Annotated in this window: 21 protein-coding genes, 2 tRNA genes and 1 pseudogene; 12 read left to right on the forward strand and 12 right to left on the reverse strand. The window is 70.5% G+C overall.

From position 1 onward, the window contains the following. Positions 1–9: 9 nt before the first annotated feature. Both ACIPY5_RS00580 and ACIPY5_RS00585 read right to left on the reverse strand, forming a co-directional pair. Positions 10–630 carry a TetR/AcrR family transcriptional regulator gene (locus tag ACIPY5_RS00580; RefSeq protein WP_400965454.1) on the reverse strand — a complete coding sequence of 207 codons (621 nt, stop codon included), beginning with the start codon at positions 628–630 and terminating at the stop codon, positions 10–12. A 67-nt stretch (positions 631–697) separates the two neighbouring features. Next, complete coding sequence (locus tag ACIPY5_RS00585) at positions 698–1,072, reverse strand: SPW repeat protein (RefSeq protein WP_309337645.1); 375 nt, start codon at positions 1,070–1,072, stop codon at positions 698–700. 124 nt (positions 1,073–1,196) lie between these two features. Here ACIPY5_RS00585 and dinB point away from each other — a divergent pair, with 124 nt between their 5' ends. The 3 genes from dinB to ACIPY5_RS00600 all read left to right on the forward strand — a co-directional run bounded on the left by dinB (position 1,197) and on the right by ACIPY5_RS00600 (position 3,424). Further along, positions 1,197–2,450, forward strand: coding sequence for a DNA polymerase IV (gene dinB, locus ACIPY5_RS00590; protein ID WP_400965458.1), 1,254 nt, complete (start codon positions 1,197–1,199; stop codon positions 2,448–2,450). 76 nt (positions 2,451–2,526) lie between these two features. After that, positions 2,527–2,859 carry a hypothetical protein gene (locus tag ACIPY5_RS00595; protein ID WP_105688804.1) on the forward strand — a complete coding sequence of 111 codons (333 nt, stop codon included), beginning with the start codon at positions 2,527–2,529 and terminating at the stop codon, positions 2,857–2,859. Next, the gene (locus ACIPY5_RS00600; protein WP_309337639.1) at positions 2,843–3,424 is read left to right on the forward strand and encodes a hypothetical protein; all 582 of its coding nucleotides are present in this window, start codon (positions 2,843–2,845) and stop codon (positions 3,422–3,424) included. The genes ACIPY5_RS00595 and ACIPY5_RS00600 overlap by 17 nt, the downstream gene beginning before the upstream one ends. Positions 3,425–3,428: 4 nt before the next feature. On the opposite strand, the gene ACIPY5_RS00605 is transcribed toward ACIPY5_RS00600, so the two are convergent. From ACIPY5_RS00605 to ACIPY5_RS00625, 5 genes and pseudogenes are all read right to left on the reverse strand, one after another. Next, complete coding sequence (locus ACIPY5_RS00605) at positions 3,429–3,899, reverse strand: DUF2017 family protein (protein ID WP_400965461.1); 471 nt, start codon at positions 3,897–3,899, stop codon at positions 3,429–3,431. A 5-nt stretch (positions 3,900–3,904) separates the two neighbouring features. Continuing rightward, a complete protein-coding gene (clpS, locus tag ACIPY5_RS00610) occupies positions 3,905–4,201 on the reverse strand; it encodes an ATP-dependent Clp protease adapter ClpS (protein ID WP_400965464.1) in 297 nt (98 codons plus the stop codon). Beyond that, entirely contained in the window at positions 4,198–4,545 is a 348-nt protein-coding gene (locus tag ACIPY5_RS00615) for a metallopeptidase family protein (RefSeq protein ID WP_309337679.1), read from the reverse strand. The genes clpS and ACIPY5_RS00615 overlap by 4 nt, the downstream gene beginning before the upstream one ends. Positions 4,546–4,662: 117 nt before the next feature. Continuing rightward, positions 4,663–5,058 (reverse strand): annotated as a pseudogene (locus tag ACIPY5_RS00620) (GNAT family N-acetyltransferase); the annotation flags it as partial. Positions 5,059–5,131: 73 nt separating this feature from the next. Beyond that, a complete protein-coding gene (locus ACIPY5_RS00625) occupies positions 5,132–5,728 on the reverse strand; it encodes a TetR/AcrR family transcriptional regulator (protein WP_400965467.1) in 597 nt (198 codons plus the stop codon). Positions 5,729–5,898: 170 nt separating this feature from the next. Here ACIPY5_RS00625 and pdhA point away from each other — a divergent pair, with 170 nt between their 5' ends. The 4 genes from pdhA to ACIPY5_RS00645 all read left to right on the forward strand — a co-directional run bounded on the left by pdhA (position 5,899) and on the right by ACIPY5_RS00645 (position 10,142). Next, positions 5,899–7,026, forward strand: coding sequence for a pyruvate dehydrogenase (acetyl-transferring) E1 component subunit alpha (gene pdhA, locus ACIPY5_RS00630; protein WP_400965470.1), 1,128 nt, complete (start codon positions 5,899–5,901; stop codon positions 7,024–7,026). After that, entirely contained in the window at positions 7,023–8,015 is a 993-nt protein-coding gene (locus ACIPY5_RS00635) for an alpha-ketoacid dehydrogenase subunit beta (protein ID WP_400965473.1), read from the forward strand. The genes pdhA and ACIPY5_RS00635 overlap by 4 nt, the downstream gene beginning before the upstream one ends. 11 nt (positions 8,016–8,026) lie before the next feature. After that, positions 8,027–9,313: a dihydrolipoamide acetyltransferase family protein gene (locus tag ACIPY5_RS00640; RefSeq protein ID WP_400965476.1), complete on the forward strand. Its 1,287-nt coding sequence runs from the start codon at positions 8,027–8,029 to the stop codon at positions 9,311–9,313. Between the two features lie 199 nt (positions 9,314–9,512). Continuing rightward, entirely contained in the window at positions 9,513–10,142 is a 630-nt protein-coding gene (locus tag ACIPY5_RS00645; protein WP_400965479.1) for a LysE family translocator, read from the forward strand. Between the two features lie 15 nt (positions 10,143–10,157). Here the strand turns inward: ACIPY5_RS00645 and ACIPY5_RS00650 are convergent, their stop codons facing one another. The 3 genes from ACIPY5_RS00650 to orn all read right to left on the reverse strand — a co-directional run bounded on the left by ACIPY5_RS00650 (position 10,158) and on the right by orn (position 12,387). Beyond that, positions 10,158–11,534: a PLP-dependent aminotransferase family protein gene (locus ACIPY5_RS00650; protein WP_400965482.1), complete on the reverse strand. Its 1,377-nt coding sequence runs from the start codon at positions 11,532–11,534 to the stop codon at positions 10,158–10,160. A gap of 114 nt (positions 11,535–11,648) precedes the next feature. Further along, positions 11,649–11,724: transfer RNA gene (locus ACIPY5_RS00655), tRNA-His, on the reverse strand. Positions 11,725–11,760: 36 nt separating this feature from the next. Next, entirely contained in the window at positions 11,761–12,387 is a 627-nt protein-coding gene (gene orn, locus ACIPY5_RS00660) for an oligoribonuclease (protein ID WP_309337613.1), read from the reverse strand. Positions 12,388–12,432: 45 nt separating this feature from the next. Between orn and ACIPY5_RS00665 the strand changes: the two genes are divergently transcribed. After that, positions 12,433–12,505: transfer RNA gene (locus tag ACIPY5_RS00665), tRNA-Arg, on the forward strand. 16 nt (positions 12,506–12,521) lie between these two features. On the opposite strand, the gene ACIPY5_RS00670 is transcribed toward ACIPY5_RS00665, so the two are convergent. Both ACIPY5_RS00670 and ACIPY5_RS00675 read right to left on the reverse strand, forming a co-directional pair. Beyond that, positions 12,522–13,217, reverse strand: coding sequence for a phosphatase PAP2 family protein (locus ACIPY5_RS00670; RefSeq protein WP_400965485.1), 696 nt, complete (start codon positions 13,215–13,217; stop codon positions 12,522–12,524). Between the two features lie 149 nt (positions 13,218–13,366). After that, the gene (locus ACIPY5_RS00675) at positions 13,367–13,630 is read right to left on the reverse strand and encodes a hypothetical protein (RefSeq protein WP_309337608.1); all 264 of its coding nucleotides are present in this window, start codon (positions 13,628–13,630) and stop codon (positions 13,367–13,369) included. A gap of 94 nt (positions 13,631–13,724) precedes the next feature. On the opposite strand from ACIPY5_RS00675, the gene ACIPY5_RS00680 reads away from it, so the two are divergent. The 4 genes from ACIPY5_RS00680 (at position 13,725) to ettA (ending at position 17,436) form a co-directional block, all read left to right on the forward strand. After that, a complete protein-coding gene (locus ACIPY5_RS00680) occupies positions 13,725–14,351 on the forward strand; it encodes a LysE family transporter (RefSeq protein ID WP_400965489.1) in 627 nt (208 codons plus the stop codon). A gap of 182 nt (positions 14,352–14,533) precedes the next feature. Continuing rightward, positions 14,534–15,058, forward strand: coding sequence for a single-stranded DNA-binding protein (locus ACIPY5_RS00685; protein ID WP_400965492.1), 525 nt, complete (start codon positions 14,534–14,536; stop codon positions 15,056–15,058). A 76-nt stretch (positions 15,059–15,134) separates the two neighbouring features. Next, positions 15,135–15,638: a DUF6993 domain-containing protein gene (locus ACIPY5_RS00690; protein WP_400965494.1), complete on the forward strand. Its 504-nt coding sequence runs from the start codon at positions 15,135–15,137 to the stop codon at positions 15,636–15,638. A 118-nt stretch (positions 15,639–15,756) separates the two neighbouring features. Beyond that, positions 15,757–17,436, forward strand: a complete 1,680-nt coding sequence (gene ettA / locus ACIPY5_RS00695) for an energy-dependent translational throttle protein EttA (protein ID WP_309337597.1) — start codon at positions 15,757–15,759, stop codon at positions 17,434–17,436.

The raw sequence follows: 17,436 nt of genomic DNA on the forward strand, positions 1-17,436 counted from the left end.
GCGCCGCACTCAGAGTGCGGCGCCCTTGAGCGTTGCGGCTTGAAGGCCGGCGCCGAGCACGCGCGCGATCGCCCGCAGGCTGGCCGGCTCGTGCAGCGGGCGCCGCTGCTCCTCGGTACCCTCCTCGGCCGCCGCCTCGAAGGGGCGGGCGGTGATCGTCGCCGACCAGGCGTCGGCGGCGGCCCGGACCGCGCCTCGATCCGTTCCGGTGGGCAGGCAGGCCGTCAGTGCGCGCTCGACCGTGTCGTGCAGCGCGCGGCGATAGCGGGAGAGCGCTCGTGCGACCTCGGGGCGCACGTGGGATTCATGCCAGAGGATCTCGCGCAGGACGTCGGACGCCTCGCGGTCGCGCAGAACCCGCTCGCCCACGTTCATCAGCGTCTGAACGGGGTCTCCGCGCACCGCGAGCGGCCCCGCATCGAGGGCGGCGGTGCGGAGGCGTTCATCGATGAGCGCCGCGAGGATGTCGGGCTTGGCCGGGAAGTAGTAGAAGAGCAGGCCCTTGGGCACGGCGGCGGCATGCGCGATCCGGGCCGTGGAGGTGCCGTCGAAGCCATGGCGGGCGAACAGCGCCTCGGCGGCGTCGAGGATCCGGGTACGGGCGTCGCCGGCATCGGGGTTCTCGGTCATCGCGCCTCCTCACGACGGTGCGGGACGGGGTGATCCCCGCGTCCCGCACCCTGTGCGACCGTGCAGGTCACGCGTGAGCCGCCGTGGGGCCGCCGTGCGAAGCGCGGTGGGCCTTCTCGGCGGGCACGAGCGCCCAGAGCCCTGCGGCCGCGCACACGGCTCCGCAGATCCACGAGGTCCAGGCGGGCCCCGCATCTCCGGCGTAGGAGCCGATCCAGGGGGAGATGAACAGCAGCGCGCCGATCGCGGCGAGGATCCACTCCATCGACACGAGACCGGGGGCTGCCAGGCTCCATACCCCGGCAGCGATCATCAGGACGCCCAGGACGATCATCATGGCCATCGACATGCCCATGCCGGGCGTCATCATGATGCCCGCCACGACCGCGACCAGCCCGGCGGCGACGGCCACCCAGTCCTGCCAGCGTGTCCACTTCTTCATAGAACTCATCCTCCTTGCAGTCAGATGGCTCCCGAATGGGGGTCGCCACGATTCTACCGCGTTGATTGACCGACCGGTCAAAGCGTGAGAATCCGATGTCGGCGGCCTCCGCGAGAATGGATGCATGGGACGAGGCGACGGATCAGGGCGGATCGTCTCGGCGCCCGGCGCCGACGACAGCGGGACGGGGATCCTGCACGTCGACATGGACGCGTTCTACGCCGCCGTCGAGGTACTGCACGACCCCTCGCTGCGGGGGCTCCCGCTGATCATCGGGGCTCCCGACGGGCGCTCCGTGGTCTCGAGCGCCTCCTATGAGGCGCGGCGCTACGGCGTGCGCTCGGCGATGCCGGTCGCGCAGGCGATCCGGCTGTGCCCGACGGCGCGGATCGTGCCGCCCGACTTCACGAAGTACCGCGACGTGTCGCAGAAGGTCATGACGATCTTCGAGCAGGTCACGCCCCTGGTCGAACCGCTCTCGATCGACGAGGCCTTCCTCGACGTGCGGGGCGTGCGACGGCTCTGGGGGAGCCCGGGCCGGATCGGCGCGATGATCCGGGAGCGCGTGCAGGACGAGGTGGGCATCAGCTGCAGCGTCGGCGTCGCCGCCACCAAGCACGTCGCCAAGATGGCCTCGACCATGGCGAAGCCGGACGGCCTGCTCGTCGTCGCCGCCGCCGACACGCTCGATTTCCTCGCCACGAAGCCCGTGCGCGCGATGTGGGGCGTCGGCCCCAAGACCGCGGAGTCCCTGGAGTCGCGCGGCATCCGCTTGATCCGCGACATCCGGGCCACCCCGGCGTCCGCGCTGGAGCGGTCGGTCGGCCCTGCGCTCGCGCAGCGCCTGAGCGAGCTCGCCCAGGGGCGGGATCCACGGGCCATCGAGACGAATCGCGTGGAGAAGAGCGTCGGGCACGAGGAGACCTTCGACATCGACGTGTCCGACCGTGAGGCCCTCCGCGCCGAGCTGCTGCGCCTCGCCGACCGGGTCGCCGCGCGCCTGCGGAGGGCGGGCTGGGAGGCCGGGACGGTGGCGATCAAGATCCGCTTCTCCGACTTCACGACGGTGAGCCGTTCCCAGACCCTTCCCGAGCCGACCTCGGTCGGTCAGCGCATCGGCGAGGTAGCTCGCACGCTCTTCGAGGCGATCGACCGGCGCGACCCGGTCCGGCTGGTGGGCGTGCGCGCCGAGCGGCTGACCGACGCCGGCGGGGCGCTGGCGCTGTGGGACGACGACGCGGAGTGGCGTCGGGTGGAGGACGCGCTCGACAGCGCACAGGCGAAGTTCGGATCCGGGATGGTCACGCGCGCCCGCCATCTCGGCGCACGGGCCGGACGAGGGGCGGCGCCGCATCCGCGCGCGCACGGGCTGGACTGATCCGGCGCGATGCCGGCGACGACGCCCTGCGCGGCGGCCGGTGGTCGAGGTCGCGCGGGTGGGCTAGCGTGGACGCATGCCGCACATCGCACTCGAGCTTGGCAAGAACTCCGCGTCCTTCGGCGTCAAGAGCGCCTACGGTGAGACGCAGGAGGTGGACGGCGCGTCGTTCACCCCGGTCGCCCTGACCTTCTCCGGATTCGGCGGAGGCTCCGGCGGTGCCGAGGGCACGGCCGAGGGCGAGGGTGGCGGTGGCGGCGGGATCGCGATCCCGCTCGGCGTGTACGTGCGGCGCGAGGAGGGGCTGCGGTTCGAGCCGAACCTCGTCTCCCTGCTGGCCGTGGCGGTGCCCTTCGTCTGGGTGGCCGGGCGCGCGATCTCCCGCATCATCCGTGCCCTCAAGAAGTGACGATCCGGTCGCACTCGCGCTGAGCCAGGCGGTCTCCCGGATCGCCGACGCGGTGCGCGCCGTCCAGGCATCGAATCCGGTGGTGCTCGTGGACGGGCGCAGCGGCGCGGGGAAGTCCACCCTCGCCCGACTGCTGGCGGAGCACTGGCCGCTGCGCACGGATCCGCAGCTGATCGCGCTCGACTCGATCTATCCGGGCTGGGACGGCATGGATGCCGGCGCCGAGCGCGCCTATGAGCAGATCCTGAGACCGCACGGACGCGACCTCGTCGGCACGTGGCAGCGCTACGACTGGGACGCCGGCGAGTACGCGGAGAGCTACGCGGTGGACCCTTCGCGCGGCGTGATCCTGGAGGGCTGCGGGGCGCTCACGCCCAGGGCGGCGCGCATCGCCGATGTCCGGGTGTGGGTGGAATCGCCCGAGACGAGTCGCAAGCGCCGCGCGCTGGACAGGGACGGCGAGCTCTTCCGGCCCCACTGGGAGCGCTGGGCCAGGCAGGAGGTGGCGCACATCCGCCGGGACGACCCGATCGGCTTCGCCACCCTCGTCGTCTCGATCCCGTGATCGGTCAGATGTCGAGCTCGTCGGCCGCTTCGACGAGCAGTTCCAGGCGATAGCCCAGCCACTCGTAGACGCCCAGCCGGGGATCCTCCGGATCGGGAGCCGGGTCGTCCTCGATGCCGAGCCGCGAGGCGATGACGAGCCGCAGCGCGGCGAGCGTGCGCAGCCAGGCATCCGCCTCCGAGGGCGTGAGCACCAGCTCGTCCCTCCCGTCCGTCGCCTCGCCCAGAGAGCCGAGTCCGTTCTGCACCACGCGGGCGTCGGCGGCGCGCCGGTCCAGCAGATCGGCGCTGGTCGCCTCCGCGAACTCGGCCGACGCCTCGGCGTCCTCCGGATACACCGCGGGGGTGAGGCGGCTCAGTGCGGCGTCCGCGCCCCGCTCCGTCTCGCGCAGCAGGTCGAGGAACTGCTCGACGAGCTCGGCGAGATGCTGGGCCTCGACCTGCTGCATCGGCACATGGATCCCGGTTCCGGCCATCCCGCTCACTCTCCCGACCGCCGCACGGTCGCCCACAGCCCGTAGTCGTGCATCGCCTGCGCGTGCACCTCCATGGTCTCGCGCGGACCGGTGGCGACCACGGCGTGGCCCTCGTTGTGCACCGCCATCATGAGGCGGGTCGCCCGATCCTTCGGATAGCCGAAGTAGGTGCGGAACACCCGCACCACATAACTCATGAGGTTGACCGGGTCGTCCCAGACGACGAGCTCCCAGGGCACGGCAGGTGCGGCCTGCAGATCGAGCTGCTCGTCGACATCGGGAGTGAGGAGAGGAGCGCTCATGCCCACCCCAGCTCGTGAAGCTGCGCGTCGTCGATCCCGTAGTAGTGGGCGATCTCGTGCACGAGGGTGGTGTGCACCTCGTCGCGGAGCTCGTCCTCGTCGCCGCACTGGGCGAGGTGCGGCTCGCGGTAGACGATGATCCGGTCGGGAAGCTCGCCCATGCCGTAGTTCCCGCGCTCCGTGACCGCGAGGCCGTCGTAGAGCCCGAGCAGGTCGAGGGAGCCGTCCTCCGGTCGATCCTCCACGACGAAGACCAGGTTCTCGAGTCCCTCGACCATCTCGTCCGGCAGGCGGTCCAGTTCCTCCGCGACGAGCTCTTCGAACGCCTCGGGATCCATCTCCATGCCACCGGCGAGATCGAACGTCATGTGCACGCGTCGTCCCAGATCGTTCAGCCCGATCCGCTCCTCGGTGTCGAGGAGTGCGCGATAGAACGGATGATCGGGGGACTCCTCCTCGGTGAATCCGAGCGACGCGTAGAACGGCGCGTTCCACGGCACATCGGCGAAGGTGCGCAGCGTGACCACGCGGTATCCGCGGTCGGCCGCCTCGTCGAGGGCCGCCTCTACCAGCTCGCGTCCGTGGCCGCGGCGCGCATGCGAGGGCAGCACGGAGAGCTGCTCGAGGTGCGCGTGCCCGTCCTCCTCCAGCACGTGCACGAAGCCCACCGGCGCGCCGTCCTCCTCCTCCGCGATGACGAGGACGAAGCCGGGCTCCGCTGCCCGAGCGGCGCCGGAGGGGGCGTCGCCCGCGAGCGCGGCGCCGAACAGCGGGGTGAAGACGGCGTCGGCCTCGTCCTCGATCCCCGCCAGCTTCGCGAGGTCGGCATCGGTCGCGGTGCGGACGAAAGAAGCCATGCCTCGATGCTATCCGGCCTCCGGGAGCGGTCGGCCGCGACGGCCGAGCTCGCGGATCCGCGCCGCGGAGCCTTCAGCGCGTCGAGGGGGCGAGGCCGAGGCTGTGCAGCGCGGCGCGCGCGTGTTCCGCGGCCGTCGCGGCATCCGGTGCGGGGATGAGGCCCAGCAGGCGCCGGCGGTGCGGCTCCCCGAGGAGCAGGGAGAAGAGCGCGGTCGCCGTGCCTGGGTCCGCACCGGGGATGAGCCCGGCCAATGCGCGGATGTACGCCTCAGGACCCTCGTCGTAGAACCTGCGGGCGAGTGCGGGAAAGGCTCGCGCCTCGACGACCATGAGCCGGTGCAGGCCGATCGCCTCGTCGGAGTGCAGCGCCTCGACGATGCGGATGGAGAGCTCCTCGAGGGTCTCGCCGGCCACGGGGGCGGGGACCGTGCGGTCGCGGAGGCGCTCGACGCTCGCGAGGAAGACGTCGGTGCGGTCGCCGAGGTGCGCGTAGATCGTGCGCTTGGTCACGCGGGCCGCTGCCGCGATCTCATCGACCGACACCTGGGCGAGACCCCGCTCGGAGAACAGGCGGATCGCCGCGTCCAGCACGTCATCGAGCCGCTGCGCACGCTCGGCCATCGTCGGACGGCCGCGCTTGCGTGGTGCGGAGTCCTCTTCGGCGCTCATCGCGTTCCCTTCCCTCGACCGCTCTGTGGCACCATCCTATAATGATACGTAGAGCGTTTCATTAATAATCCGGGTCGGCCGATACGCGGCCGACGCCGACCGCCTGCCCGCATCCGCACGCCGATCCCGCGTGTCGCGGATGCCGTATCTCCCGTACGAGAGGAGCTCCCATGCCCACCAGTTCGAAGGCCCCGCGCCGACCATCTCGGCGTCCCGGAACAGATGAGTCCGGCGCGCCGGCGCAGCAGAGCGATCGATCGCTCGCGCCGGAGCGGATGCTGGCGTTCTACCGGCAGATGATGCTGATCCGCCGGTTCGAGGAGAGGGCTGCACGCGCGTACACCGAGGCGGAGGTCGGTGGATACTGCCACCTGAATCTGGGCGAGGAGGCCACCGTCACCGGGGTGACCGCGGCTCTCGACGCCGGCGACTACGTCTATGCGAACTACCGCGAGCACGGCTACGCCCTGGCCCGCGGCATCGCGCCCGGCCGGCTGATGGCGGAGCTGTACGGCCGCCAGGACGGAGTGTCCCGAGGGTGGGGCGGGTCGATGCACATGTTCGACCTCGATGCGCGCTTCATGGGCGGCTACGGGATCGTCGGCGGCCAGGTGCCGCTCGCGACGGGGACCGCGCTCGCGATCGACTACCGCGGCGGGCCGGAGGCGGTGGTCTGCCTCATGGGCGACGGCACGACGAACATCGGCGCCTTTCACGAATCGCTCAACATCGCGGCCCTCTGGGGTCTGCCGGTCGTCTACGTCGTGAACAACAACGGCCTCGGCATGGGCACCGCCGTCGAGCAGTCCTCCGCCGAGCCGGAGCTGTACAAGCGTGCGGCGTCGTACCGGATGCCGTCCGCCCGCGTCGACGGCAACGATCCGGTGGCGGTCTTCCAGGCCATGCGGATCGCGCTGGCCAGCGCGAGGGAGGGGAGGCCGTACCTCCTCGAGGCCATGACCGGTCGCATGAAGGGCCACTCCGTGGTCGACCCCGCGCGATACCGGAGCCGAGAGGAGGCGGAGGCCGTGAAGGCCGCCGATCCGGTCGCCGCCTATGCGGTGCGGCTGCACGGGCTGGGCATCCTGACCGACGACCTCATCGTCTCGATCGACGCCGACGCGATGGCCGTCGTGGCGGAAGCGGTGGCGTTCGCGGAGGCCAGCCCGCCGCCGGACGTGGCCACGCTGTTCGACTACACCTACGCGACCCCGGTGCCGAACGACACGCGGCGTCTGCCCGGGGCCGCGCTGTACCCCGCGGCCCCCCGCCCGGTCCTCACGGAGGTCTCCGCATGAGCGTCATCAGCTATCGTCAAGCCCTGCACGACGCCCTTCGCGAGGAGATGCTGCGAGACGACGAGGTCTTCCTCATCGGGGAGGAGATCGGCGTGTTCGAGGGCTCCTACAAGATCACCGCCGGAATGCTCGCGGAGTTCGGACCTCGGCGCGTCCGCGATACCCCGATCGCCGAGGAGGGGTTCACCGGCGCCGCGATCGGTGCGGCGATGGTCGGGCTGAGACCTGTCGTCGAGATCATGACGATCAACTTCTCCCTGCTGGCGCTGGACCAGATCGTCAATCACGCGGCCAAGATCTACGGGATGTTCGGCGGGCAGGCCCGCGTTCCGCTCGTCATCCGGACACCCGGCGGCGGCGGCCAGCAGCTCGGCGCGACCCACTCCCAGAACATCGAGCTGTACTACGCGTTCGTGCCGGGCATGAAGGTCGTCGCCCCCTCCACCCCGGCGGATGCGAAGGCCCTTCTGCTCGCCGCGATCCGCGATGACGATCCCGTCCTCGTACTGGAGAACCTCGCCCTCTACAACACCACCGGCGACGTCCCCGATGACCTCGAGCCCGCGGAGATCGGGCGTGCCAGGATCTCCCGCGAAGGCGCGGACATCACCGTTGTCTCGTACTCGCGGATGGCGACCGTCGCCCTCCGCGCGGCGGAGCAGCTCGCGGCGGAAGGCATCGACGTCGAGGTGATCGACCTCAGGAGCCTGCGCCCGCTCGACCGGCCCACGATCATCGCCTCGGTGCGGAAGACCGGCTGCGCGGTGATCCTGGAGGACGACTGGCTCACCTACGGGATCGGCGCGGAGATCGCCGCGACGATCTCGGACGGCGCGTTCGACTGGCTCGATGCGCCGGTGCGCCGCGTGGCGATGGCGGAGGTGCCGATGCCGTACGCGAAGTCCCTGGAGGCGGCGGCCCTGCCCTCCCTCGAAGATGCGGTGAACGCGATCCGCGAAACGTTGGACGCCGTCGCCCTGCGTCGATGAAAGGAACCACGATGATCGACATCCTGATGCCGCGCCTCTCGGACACGATGACCGAGGGGGCCATCGCCGCCTGGCACCGGCGGCCCGGAGACGCGATCGCCGCGGGCGATGTGCTCGTGGAGATCGAGACCGACAAGGCCGTGATGGAGCAGGAGTCCTACGAGTCCGGGACCCTCGCGGAGATCCTGGTCGACGTGGGCGAGACCGTCGCGATCGGCACGCCCATCGCACGGCTCGACGACGGGAGCGGGAGCGCTCCGAAGCGCGCGGTCCGCTCGGCCCGCTCGGCCCGCGCGGACTCCTCGCCGACCCCCGATGCCCCGGCGGCAGCGCTGATCGCCGACGCTCCGGCGGCTGCGTCCGCGGCCATCGCGCCGAATGCACGGCCGGAACCGCCGCGCGAGGCCGCCGAGCGCCTGATCGCGACGCCGCTGGTCCGCAGACTCGCGAGGGAGCGCGGGGCCGACCTCTCCGCCGTCAAGGGCAGCGGTCCCGGCGGACGCATCGTCCGTGCCGATCTCGACGCTCTTCCGAGGGGAGGATCAGCCCCGCTCGCCCTGGCGGCGCGGGCCGTCATGGCCGCCGGAGACGGCCGCGGATCCGCGACCGTGCCGTTCGATGCGATCCGGCACACGGTCGCCTCGCGGCTGACCGAGAGCGCGACGACCACTCCGACGTTCACCGCGACGGCCTCGGCCGATGTCGACGACCTGCTCGCGCTGCGTGCGCAGATCAACGCGGCGATCGCCGACGCGGATGCGACGAGGAAGGTCACGCTGAACGACCTCTTCGTCCGGGCCGTCGGTCTCGCGCTCCGTGCCCACCCGGGGGTGAACGCGTCGTACTCTCCGGAGGGTCGCGGGCAGACGCTCGTGCATGCCCGGGTGAACGTCGGCATCGCGGTGGCGTCGCCCGCGGGGCTCGTGGTCCCCGTCGTGCGCGATGCCGATCGCGCAGCGGTGTCCGTGATCGCCGGCACGACGAAGGAGCTCATCGGGAAGGCATCCGAGCGCCGCCTCAGTGCGGAGGAGCTGTCCGAGGGGACCTTCACGATCAGCAATCTCGGGATGTACGGTGTCGAGCACTTCACGGCGATCATCAACCCTCCGCAGGGCGCGATCCTGGCGATCGGCGGCGCCCGCGACGAGCTCGCGCTGATCGAGGGGGCGGTCGCGACTCGCACCCGGGTGCGATACACGCTCACGGCGGACCACAGGATCATCGATGGGGCGTTGGCGGCGCAGTTCCTCGCGACGCTCACCGGGCTGATCCAGAACCCGATCCGCATCGTGGCATAGCGGCCCGTGCGGAGCGGCCCCGCCCTGCTTCCCGTGGCGGGGCCGCTTCCCGTGGCGGGAGCGCTTTCCGTGGTGGGCCCTCGTGGTGCACGATCGCCGCGATCAGGAGTGAGGAGACGAAGCGAGGCGAGATTTGGACCTCGACACTCGCCCATTCTTGGATCTTCTGCCCGGTCCAGACAGCCTCCAGGCTGAGGGCATGGACACGAGCTTCCTGGTGACTTCGATCGTGATCACGGCGACTCCGGGCAGCGGGGCGCTGTTCACGATCGCGGCGGGGCTGTCCCGGGGCGTCCGCGCCGGGATCATCGCTGCGGTCGGATGCACGCTGGGCATCGTGCCGCACCTCGCGCTGGCGCTGTCCGGCGCTGCGGCCGTGATGGCGGCGAACCCCGTGCTGTTCGACGTCATCCGATGGGCGGGGGTGGTGTATCTCCTCTCCATGGCCTGGGGGATGTGGCGGGACGATCGCGGACTCGCAGCGTCCACCGAGACGGAGGACGGCTCCGCCGCGCCGGGGATGTCGTTCGGGCGGGTGATCCGCGACGCGGTCCTCGTCAACCTGCTGAACCCGAAGCTCACGATCTTCTTCTTCGTGTTCCTGCCGATGTTCGTGGACGTCGACGCGGAAGACGGCGTGCTGCGGATGGCGGGTCTCGGCGCCGCGTTCATGGGCATCACTTTCGTGATCTTCGCGGCCTATGGTGCCGGTGCCGCACGGGTGCGGGACTTCGTGCGGGCGCGCCCGGCGGTGAACCGGTTCCTCGGCCGCGGCTTCGCGCTGACCTTCGTGGCGCTCGCGGTGCTCCTCGCGATCACTCCCCGATGAGCGCGCCGATCGGGTTCAGAGCAGGCGGCCGAGCGTCGCGATCGCGGCCGCGAGCCGCGCGGTCGAGTGAGGGCCGTATCCGATCACGAGGCCCGGAGGGCCGGGGGAGAAGCGGTAGGCCGAGAGCGGCTTGACGGCGATCCCCTCGGATGCCGCCCGCCGCGCGACGTCGGCATCGTCGGCCCCCTCCGGCAGCATCACCTGGATGTGGAGTCCGGCGGCGATGCCCTCGACGCGGCAGCCCGGCAGGTGGTCGCGGATCGCGGCGACTGCGGCGTCGCGGCGCTGCCGGTGCCGCAAGCGGAGGCGCCGCACCTGGCGCTCGAGCACGCCGCTGCCGATGAGTTCGGCGAGGACGAGCTGGGGCAGCGCGGGAGAGCCGAGATCCGTCGCCCAGCGTCTGCGGATGAGATCGTCGGACCAGCTCTCGGGAGCGATCAACCAGCCGATCCGCAGGGCAGGGGCGAGCACTTTGGACAGGCTCGAGATGTGCAGGATCCGCTCCGGCGTACTCGCCTGCAGAGCGGGGACGGGGGCGCGATCGTAGCGGTACTCCGAGTCGTAGTCGTCCTCGATGATCACGCCGTCCACGCGCTCCGCCCAGGCGATGAGCTCCCGGCGGCGCGTGGGGGAGAGCACGACGCCGGTGGGGAACTGGTGCGCGGGCGTCGCCAGCACGACCCGGACGCCGCTCGCCTGCAGCGCTGCGATGTCGATGCCCTCGTGATCCACGGGAATGGGGCACAGCTCGTCCAGCCAGTAGTCGAGGATGCGACGATTCCCGTCCGCACTGGGATCCTCGACCCCGCACGTCGTCAGGCCCCGCTCGCGCATGGTCTGAGCGATCAGGCTGAGGGCGCCGGTCACGCCCGCCGTGACGAGGATGCGCTCCGGCGGCACATGGATGCCGCGACGGCGAGCCAGCCATCCGGCCAGTGCCTCGCGGAGCGCGGGCACGCCCCGCGGATCCGCGTACCCGAGGTCGCGAGCGGTCGCGGTCGCGAGAACTCGCCGCTCTGCCTGCAGCCAGGCGGCGCGGGGGAACGCGCTCAGGTCCGGTGCGCCCTCGGAGATCTGGAGCGGCTCCACGGCCTCGAGAGGTTCGGGGAGCCGGAGCGGCTGCGCGGCCGGAGGAACCACCTGCGCGATCCGTGTGCCCGCTCCCCGGTTCGTGACGAGCAGGCCCTCCTCCGTCAGACGCCGGTAGGCCTCGACGACCACGCCGCGGGAGAACGACAGTTCCTCGGCGAGCTCCCGACTCGGCGGCACCCGTGCGTCGGCGCTCAGGGTGGTGTCTGCGACGGCCGCGCGGATCTGCGCGGTGAGCCACGCGGTGCGTCCGCGGGACGGCGCGTCGCGCGGGTCCAGTCGGAGGAAATCGGATCCGGTCATCTGACTGGGGAGCCTATCGGGCGTGTCGCGCCGCTCGCGACCTGCTCGTCCCGACGGACGAGGTGCCGGAGACGGCGAAGAGGCCCGGATCCATGCGGATCCGGGCCTCTTCGATGGGGTGGCTAACGGGGCTTGAACCCGCGACCCCCGCGACCACAACGCGGTGCTCTACCAACTGAGCTATAGCCACCATGTGCCTGCCGGAGCGGGCAACCTCACCAGTGTATTACAGGTTTGAGGCGAACTCTGACACGACGGCGTCCGACGTCGCCTGGACCTCTTCCGTCGTCGGTCCCGGCTGGTCGATGAACACCGCACGGCGGTAGTACTCGAGCTCGCGGATCGACTCCAGGATGTCGGCGAGGGCGCGGTGCCCGCCGTCCTTGGCCGGAGCGTGGAAGAACACCCGCGGGTACCAGCGACGCGAGAGCTCCTTGATGCTGGAGACGTCGACGTTGCGGTAGTGCAGGTACTGGTCGACATCGGGCATGTACTTCGCGAGGAACATGCGGTCGGTGCCGATCGTGTTGCCGGCCAGTGGAGCCTTGCGCTCCTGCGGCACGAACCGTCGGATGTAGGCGAGCGTCTGCTCCTGAGCCTCGGCGAGGGGGACGCCGGTCGGGATCTCCTCGAACAGGCCGGAGGTGCGGTGCATGTTCGTGACGAAATCGTTCATCTGGTCCAGCGCGGCGTCACTCGCGCGGATGACCACCTGGAACCCGGGATCCACCAGGCGCAACTCGAAGTCGGTGATCACGACGGCGATCTCCACGAGTTCATCGATCGCGAGATCGAGCCCCGTCATCTCGCAGTCGATCCAGACCAGACGATCGTTCTCGGACGAAGAAACCATGCGGCCATCCTACTGAGCGGCACCGACGCGCTAGCCTGGAGGGGCGCCTCCTTAGCTCAGTGGATAGAGCAACGGCCTTCTAATCCGTCGGTCGCAGGTTCGAATCCTGCAGGGGGCACTTGTTCTGCGCCGGTTCAGGCCGCGGATCGGCGCCCGATCCGCGAGGCGATCACGTCGACCACGAGCCAGCGCACGGCGGCGGCCGTGGTCAACGCCCAGACGATGGATCCGAGCACGTCGGTGGGGAAGTGCAGGCCGTCGCTCACCACGGCGAGCCCGATCACGGCGGTGCCGATGACGCCGAGCACGATGGGCAGCCAGGCGTACCGCGTGTCGCGGAGCAGGAACCAGAACGCGATCGCCAGGGCGACGACATAGGCGGTGTGACCGCTCGGGAAGGAACCGTCGGTCTGCAGCGGCGAGAACGGATGCGCGAGCAGAGAGGCATCCGGACGCGGGCGGTCGACGAGGATCTTGACCGCCGCGACGGGCAGCCAGGTGAAGGCGACGGTGAGCCCGAACAGGATCGCGGTGCGCAGGGAGCGGGAGACCGCCCACACGATCCCGGCGATCACGAGCGTGATCACCACGGCGGGGACCGGCTCGATGCCGCGATAGATCGCGCTGCCGATCGTGCCCCACAGACCCGTGTGCGTGGTGTTCAGGGCGACGACGAGGCCCTGGTCGGCCTGCGTCGCCTTCATCGCGAACCCGAGCGCAGTCACGGCCACGGCGCCGATGACCGCGACGACGACGGCGACCACGGGACGTCGTGTGGTGCGTTCGATTCCGGTGAGCGGGCGGGTGCGGGTGCGTCGCAGCTCGGTCATGGGGGATCCTCATCCTTCGCGTTCCTCGCGATGGCGGCATCGGAGGCGGGCGTCCGCGGGATCGCGTGCGCCGGATCCATGTTCCGATGCGTCGCCTAAGGATTGGCCAAGAAACGCGAGGTTCGTCGAAGCGCGGTGCGGCGGTGCGATCAGAAGCGCAGCGCGGCGACGGCGTCGTCGGCGCTCCAGAAGTCCCCGACGATATGGAACATGCCGGAGGCGAGGTGCAGACGCTCGGCGCGGTAGCGCAGGCCGAGATCGTGCGGCATGATCCGCAGGTGTCCGCGGATCGCGCCGCGGCGGTCCAGCACGCGCCAGAGGCGCTCGCCGGCGGGCTGCAGCGTCTCGACGGAGCGGGTGAGAACCGGCGTCGCCCAGCGGATGGTCGGTGCGGGGGTGATGTTCGTGGTCATTGTTCCTCCTTCTCCTTCGAACATAAGGACGGCCACCGACATTCGTCCGCCGCGCCGGAGATCCGGGTGCCCGGATAGTCCCTACACTGTGCTGGTGACCGTGACCGTATGGCTCTCGCTGGTGGTGGCGTGCCTGGTGATCAGCCTCACGCCGGGCGCAGGCGCGATCAACACCATGACCAACTCCCTGAACGAGGGATGGCGGCGTTCGATCTGGGGGATCGTCGGGCAGCAGCTCGCCCTCGTCGTGCACGTCGCGATCGTCGCCGCCGGAGTGGGCCTGCTCGTGGCCCGTGTGCCGTGGCTGTTCGAGACGGTGCGGTACGTCGGCGCGGCGTACCTCGTCTACCTCGGCATCAGGCTGATCATCGCGCGAGTCCCCGAGCCGGTCGCGGATGCCGAGACCCTGCGTCCCGCCGAGGGCCGATGGCCGATGCTGCGGCGCGGCTTCTGGGTCAACCTGCTCAACCCGAAGGCGATCGTCTTCTTCCTCGCCTTCGTCCCGCAGTTCATCCGCCTCGATCGCGATCCCTGGCCGCAGTATCTGATCCTCGTCGGGACGACGGTGGTCATCGACGTGTTCGTGATGTGGTTCGTGTTCGCCGCGACGGCGCAGAGCTTCCGACGACTCACCTCCAGCGCGCGGGGACAGCGCACGCTCAACATCGTCTTCGGCTCGCTGTTCATCGCGGTCGCGGCGCTTCTGCTGTTCGTGCACTGATCCGCCGGGCGGGTCCCGGACTCGTCGGCACGCGGGCCCGTCGGCGTCCGGGCTCGTCGGCGTCCGGTCGTCCTCCACAGGCGGGCGCGCGGACGGGTTCGGCACGGATTGCGCATCCCCGCCTCCGCGACCTCGGCCGGGGCGCGACGCTGTCTGCAGGAACGGAGCGCTTCGAGCTCCGCATGAGCAGAGAAGAGCAGATCATGGCCGACACCATCACCGTCCTGGGGAACGTCGCGTCCGACCCGGACCGGGGCGCCACCGCCACCGGCATCCCCACCCTGAGCTTCCGGATGGCCACGAACCACCGCCGTCCCGACGGCGCCGGCGGCTGGATCGACGCGGGGACGAACTGGTTCGAGATCAGGGCATACCGCGCGCTGGCCGAGAACGCGGAGGCGTCTCTGACGAAGGGCGACGCGGTCGTGGTCGTGGGGCGGCTGAAGCTGCGCGAATGGGAAGGCAAGGACGGCAAGCGGTTGAACGTCGAGATCGAGGCCGAGAGCATCGGGCCGGATCTGCGTCGAGGGCGCAGCGTGTATCACCGGGTGTCGCATCAGGCGCCGCCCCGTGGCGAGGGCGCGGCGGGCGGCGACAGGGGAACGTCGGGCGCCAGCGCCGGCGCAGGCCCGGGGAGCGGGGACCAGGACGCGGACACGGCGGTCGACAGCTGGGCGATGCCGGGCGGCGATGCCACGCCGTTCTGAGCCGCGTCCCGGACGGGCGGGACGGCGTATCGGCCGCGGGCGGTCGCCGCAGGTGTGCGCCGCCTAGACTCGTGGGGTGCGTGGATCCCAGGCTGTGCTCGTCCGAACACCGGCGATCCGAGCGCTCGCGCCCTTGGCGCTGGTCGCGGCACTCGTCCTGAGCGGCTGTTCGGCGGGATCGCCGGCGCCGTCGGAATCGCCCTCTGCCGCGGCGAGCAGCGGGACCGCAACGCCGGCCGCTGCACCCGTGCTGCACCCCGACGGCTCCGCCGAGGACAACCTCCCGTTGTTCGCGGCCGTCGTGGCGCGGGTCTGGGCGGGGGAGAGCCGCGTCAAGGGCGGGGCGTACATCGACGCGCTCACCGCCGCCGGGTTCACCCGGGCCGACATGCAGGTCACCGCAGACGAGTCGACGGTGGGCAACCCCGCCGAGAGCATCCAGTTCTCGGTGCGATGGGGGCAGGACCAATGCCTGGTCGGTCAGGTCGGGCCGTCCACCGGGGATCCGGTCACGTCGGTGCTGCCCCAGGTCGACGGCGGCAGATGCCTCATCGGCAAGACCATGCCGATCGGACCGTAGGTCCGGGGAGGAAGAGCGCGCGCCCCGGGTAGGCTGGAGTGTCGATCCCGCGGCAAGCCGCCGGAGAGCGACCCGCAGCCCTCGCAACCGTCGTCACGACGACAGAAGGAGCGCCCTCGTGGCCGAATACATCTACTCCATGGTCCGCGCCCGCAAGGCCGTGGGCGACAAGCTCATCCTCGACGACGTCACCATGGCCTTCCTGCCCGGCGCGAAGATCGGCATGGTCGGCCCGAACGGCGCCGGAAAGTCCACGATCCTGAAGATCATGGCGGGCCTGGACACCCCCTCCAACGGTGAGGCCAAGCTCACCCCCGGCTTCAGCGTGGGCATCCTCATGCAGGAGCCCGAGCTCGACGAGACCAAGACCGTCCTGGAGAACATCCAGGAGGGCGTGGCGATCAAGGCCAAGGTCGACCGCTTCAACGAGATCTCCGCCCTGATGGCCGACCCCGACGCCGACTTCGACGCCCTGCTCGCCGAGATGGGCGTGCTCCAGGAGGAGATCGACGCCGCGGACGGCTGGGACCTCGACTCCCAGCTCGAGCAGGCCATGGACGCGCTGCGCACCCCGCCGGCCGACGCCCCCGTGACCAACCTCTCGGGCGGTGAGAAGCGTCGCGTCGCCCTCGCCAAGCTGCTGCTGCAGAAGCCCGACCTGCTCCTCCTCGACGAGCCCACCAACCACCTCGACGCCGAGAGCGTGCTGTGGCTGGAGAAGCACCTCCAGGCCTACAAGGGCGCGGTGATCGCGATCACCCACGACCGGTACTTCCTCGACAACATGGCGGAGTGGATCGCCGAGGTCGACCGCGGCCGCCTCATCGGCTACGAGGGCAACTACTCGACGTACCTCGAGAAGAAGGCCGAGCGGCTCGACATCCAGGGCAAGAAGGACGCGAAGCTCGCCAAGCGCCTCAAGGACGAGCTGGAGTGGGTGCGCTCGAGCGCCAAGGGACGCCAGACCAAGTCGAAGGCGCGCCTCGCCCGCTACGAGGAGATGGCAGCGGAGGCGGAGCGGACGCGGAAGCTCGACTTCGAGGAGATCACGATCCCCGCGGGCCCGCGCCTGGGCAGCGTCGTGATCGAGGCGAAGAAGCTGCAGAAGGGCTTCGACGGGCGCTCGCTCATCGACGGCCTGAGCTTCAGCCTGCCGCCGAACGGCATCGTCGGCGTGATCGGCCCGAACGGTGTCGGAAAGACCACGCTGTTCAAGACGATCGTCGGCCTCGAGCCCCTCGACGGCGGCGACCTGAAGGTGGGCGAGACGGTCAAGATCAGTTACGTCGACCAGTCCCGCGCCAGCATCGACCCCGACAAGACCCTGTGGGAGGTCGTCTCCGACGGCCTGGACATCATGATGGTCGGCAAGACCGAGATCCCGTCCCGAGCCTACGTCTCGAAGTTCGGGTTCAAGGGTCCGGACCAGCAGAAGAAGGCCGGCGTGCTCTCCGGTGGTGAGCGCAACCGCCTGAACCTCGCCCTCACGCTCAAGGAGGGCGGCAACCTGCTGCTCCTCGACGAGCCGACCAACGACCTGGACGTCGAGACGCTGAGCTCCCTCGAGAACGCGCTGCTGGAGTTCCCCGGCTGCGCCGTGGTCATCACGCACGACCGGTGGTTCCTGGACCGGATCGCGACGCACATCCTCGCCTACGAGGGCACCGACGAGAACCCCGATCAGTGGTACTGGTTCGAGGGCAACTTCGACGCCTACGAGCGCAACAAGATCGAGCGTCTCGGCGCGGATGCGGCCAACCCGCACCGCTCGACGCACCGCAGGCTCACGCGTGACTGA

Origin of the sequence: Microbacterium sp. NPDC089698 (assembly GCF_044749045.1) — a bacterium.
Taxonomy (GTDB): domain Bacteria; phylum Actinomycetota; class Actinomycetes; order Actinomycetales; family Microbacteriaceae; genus Microbacterium.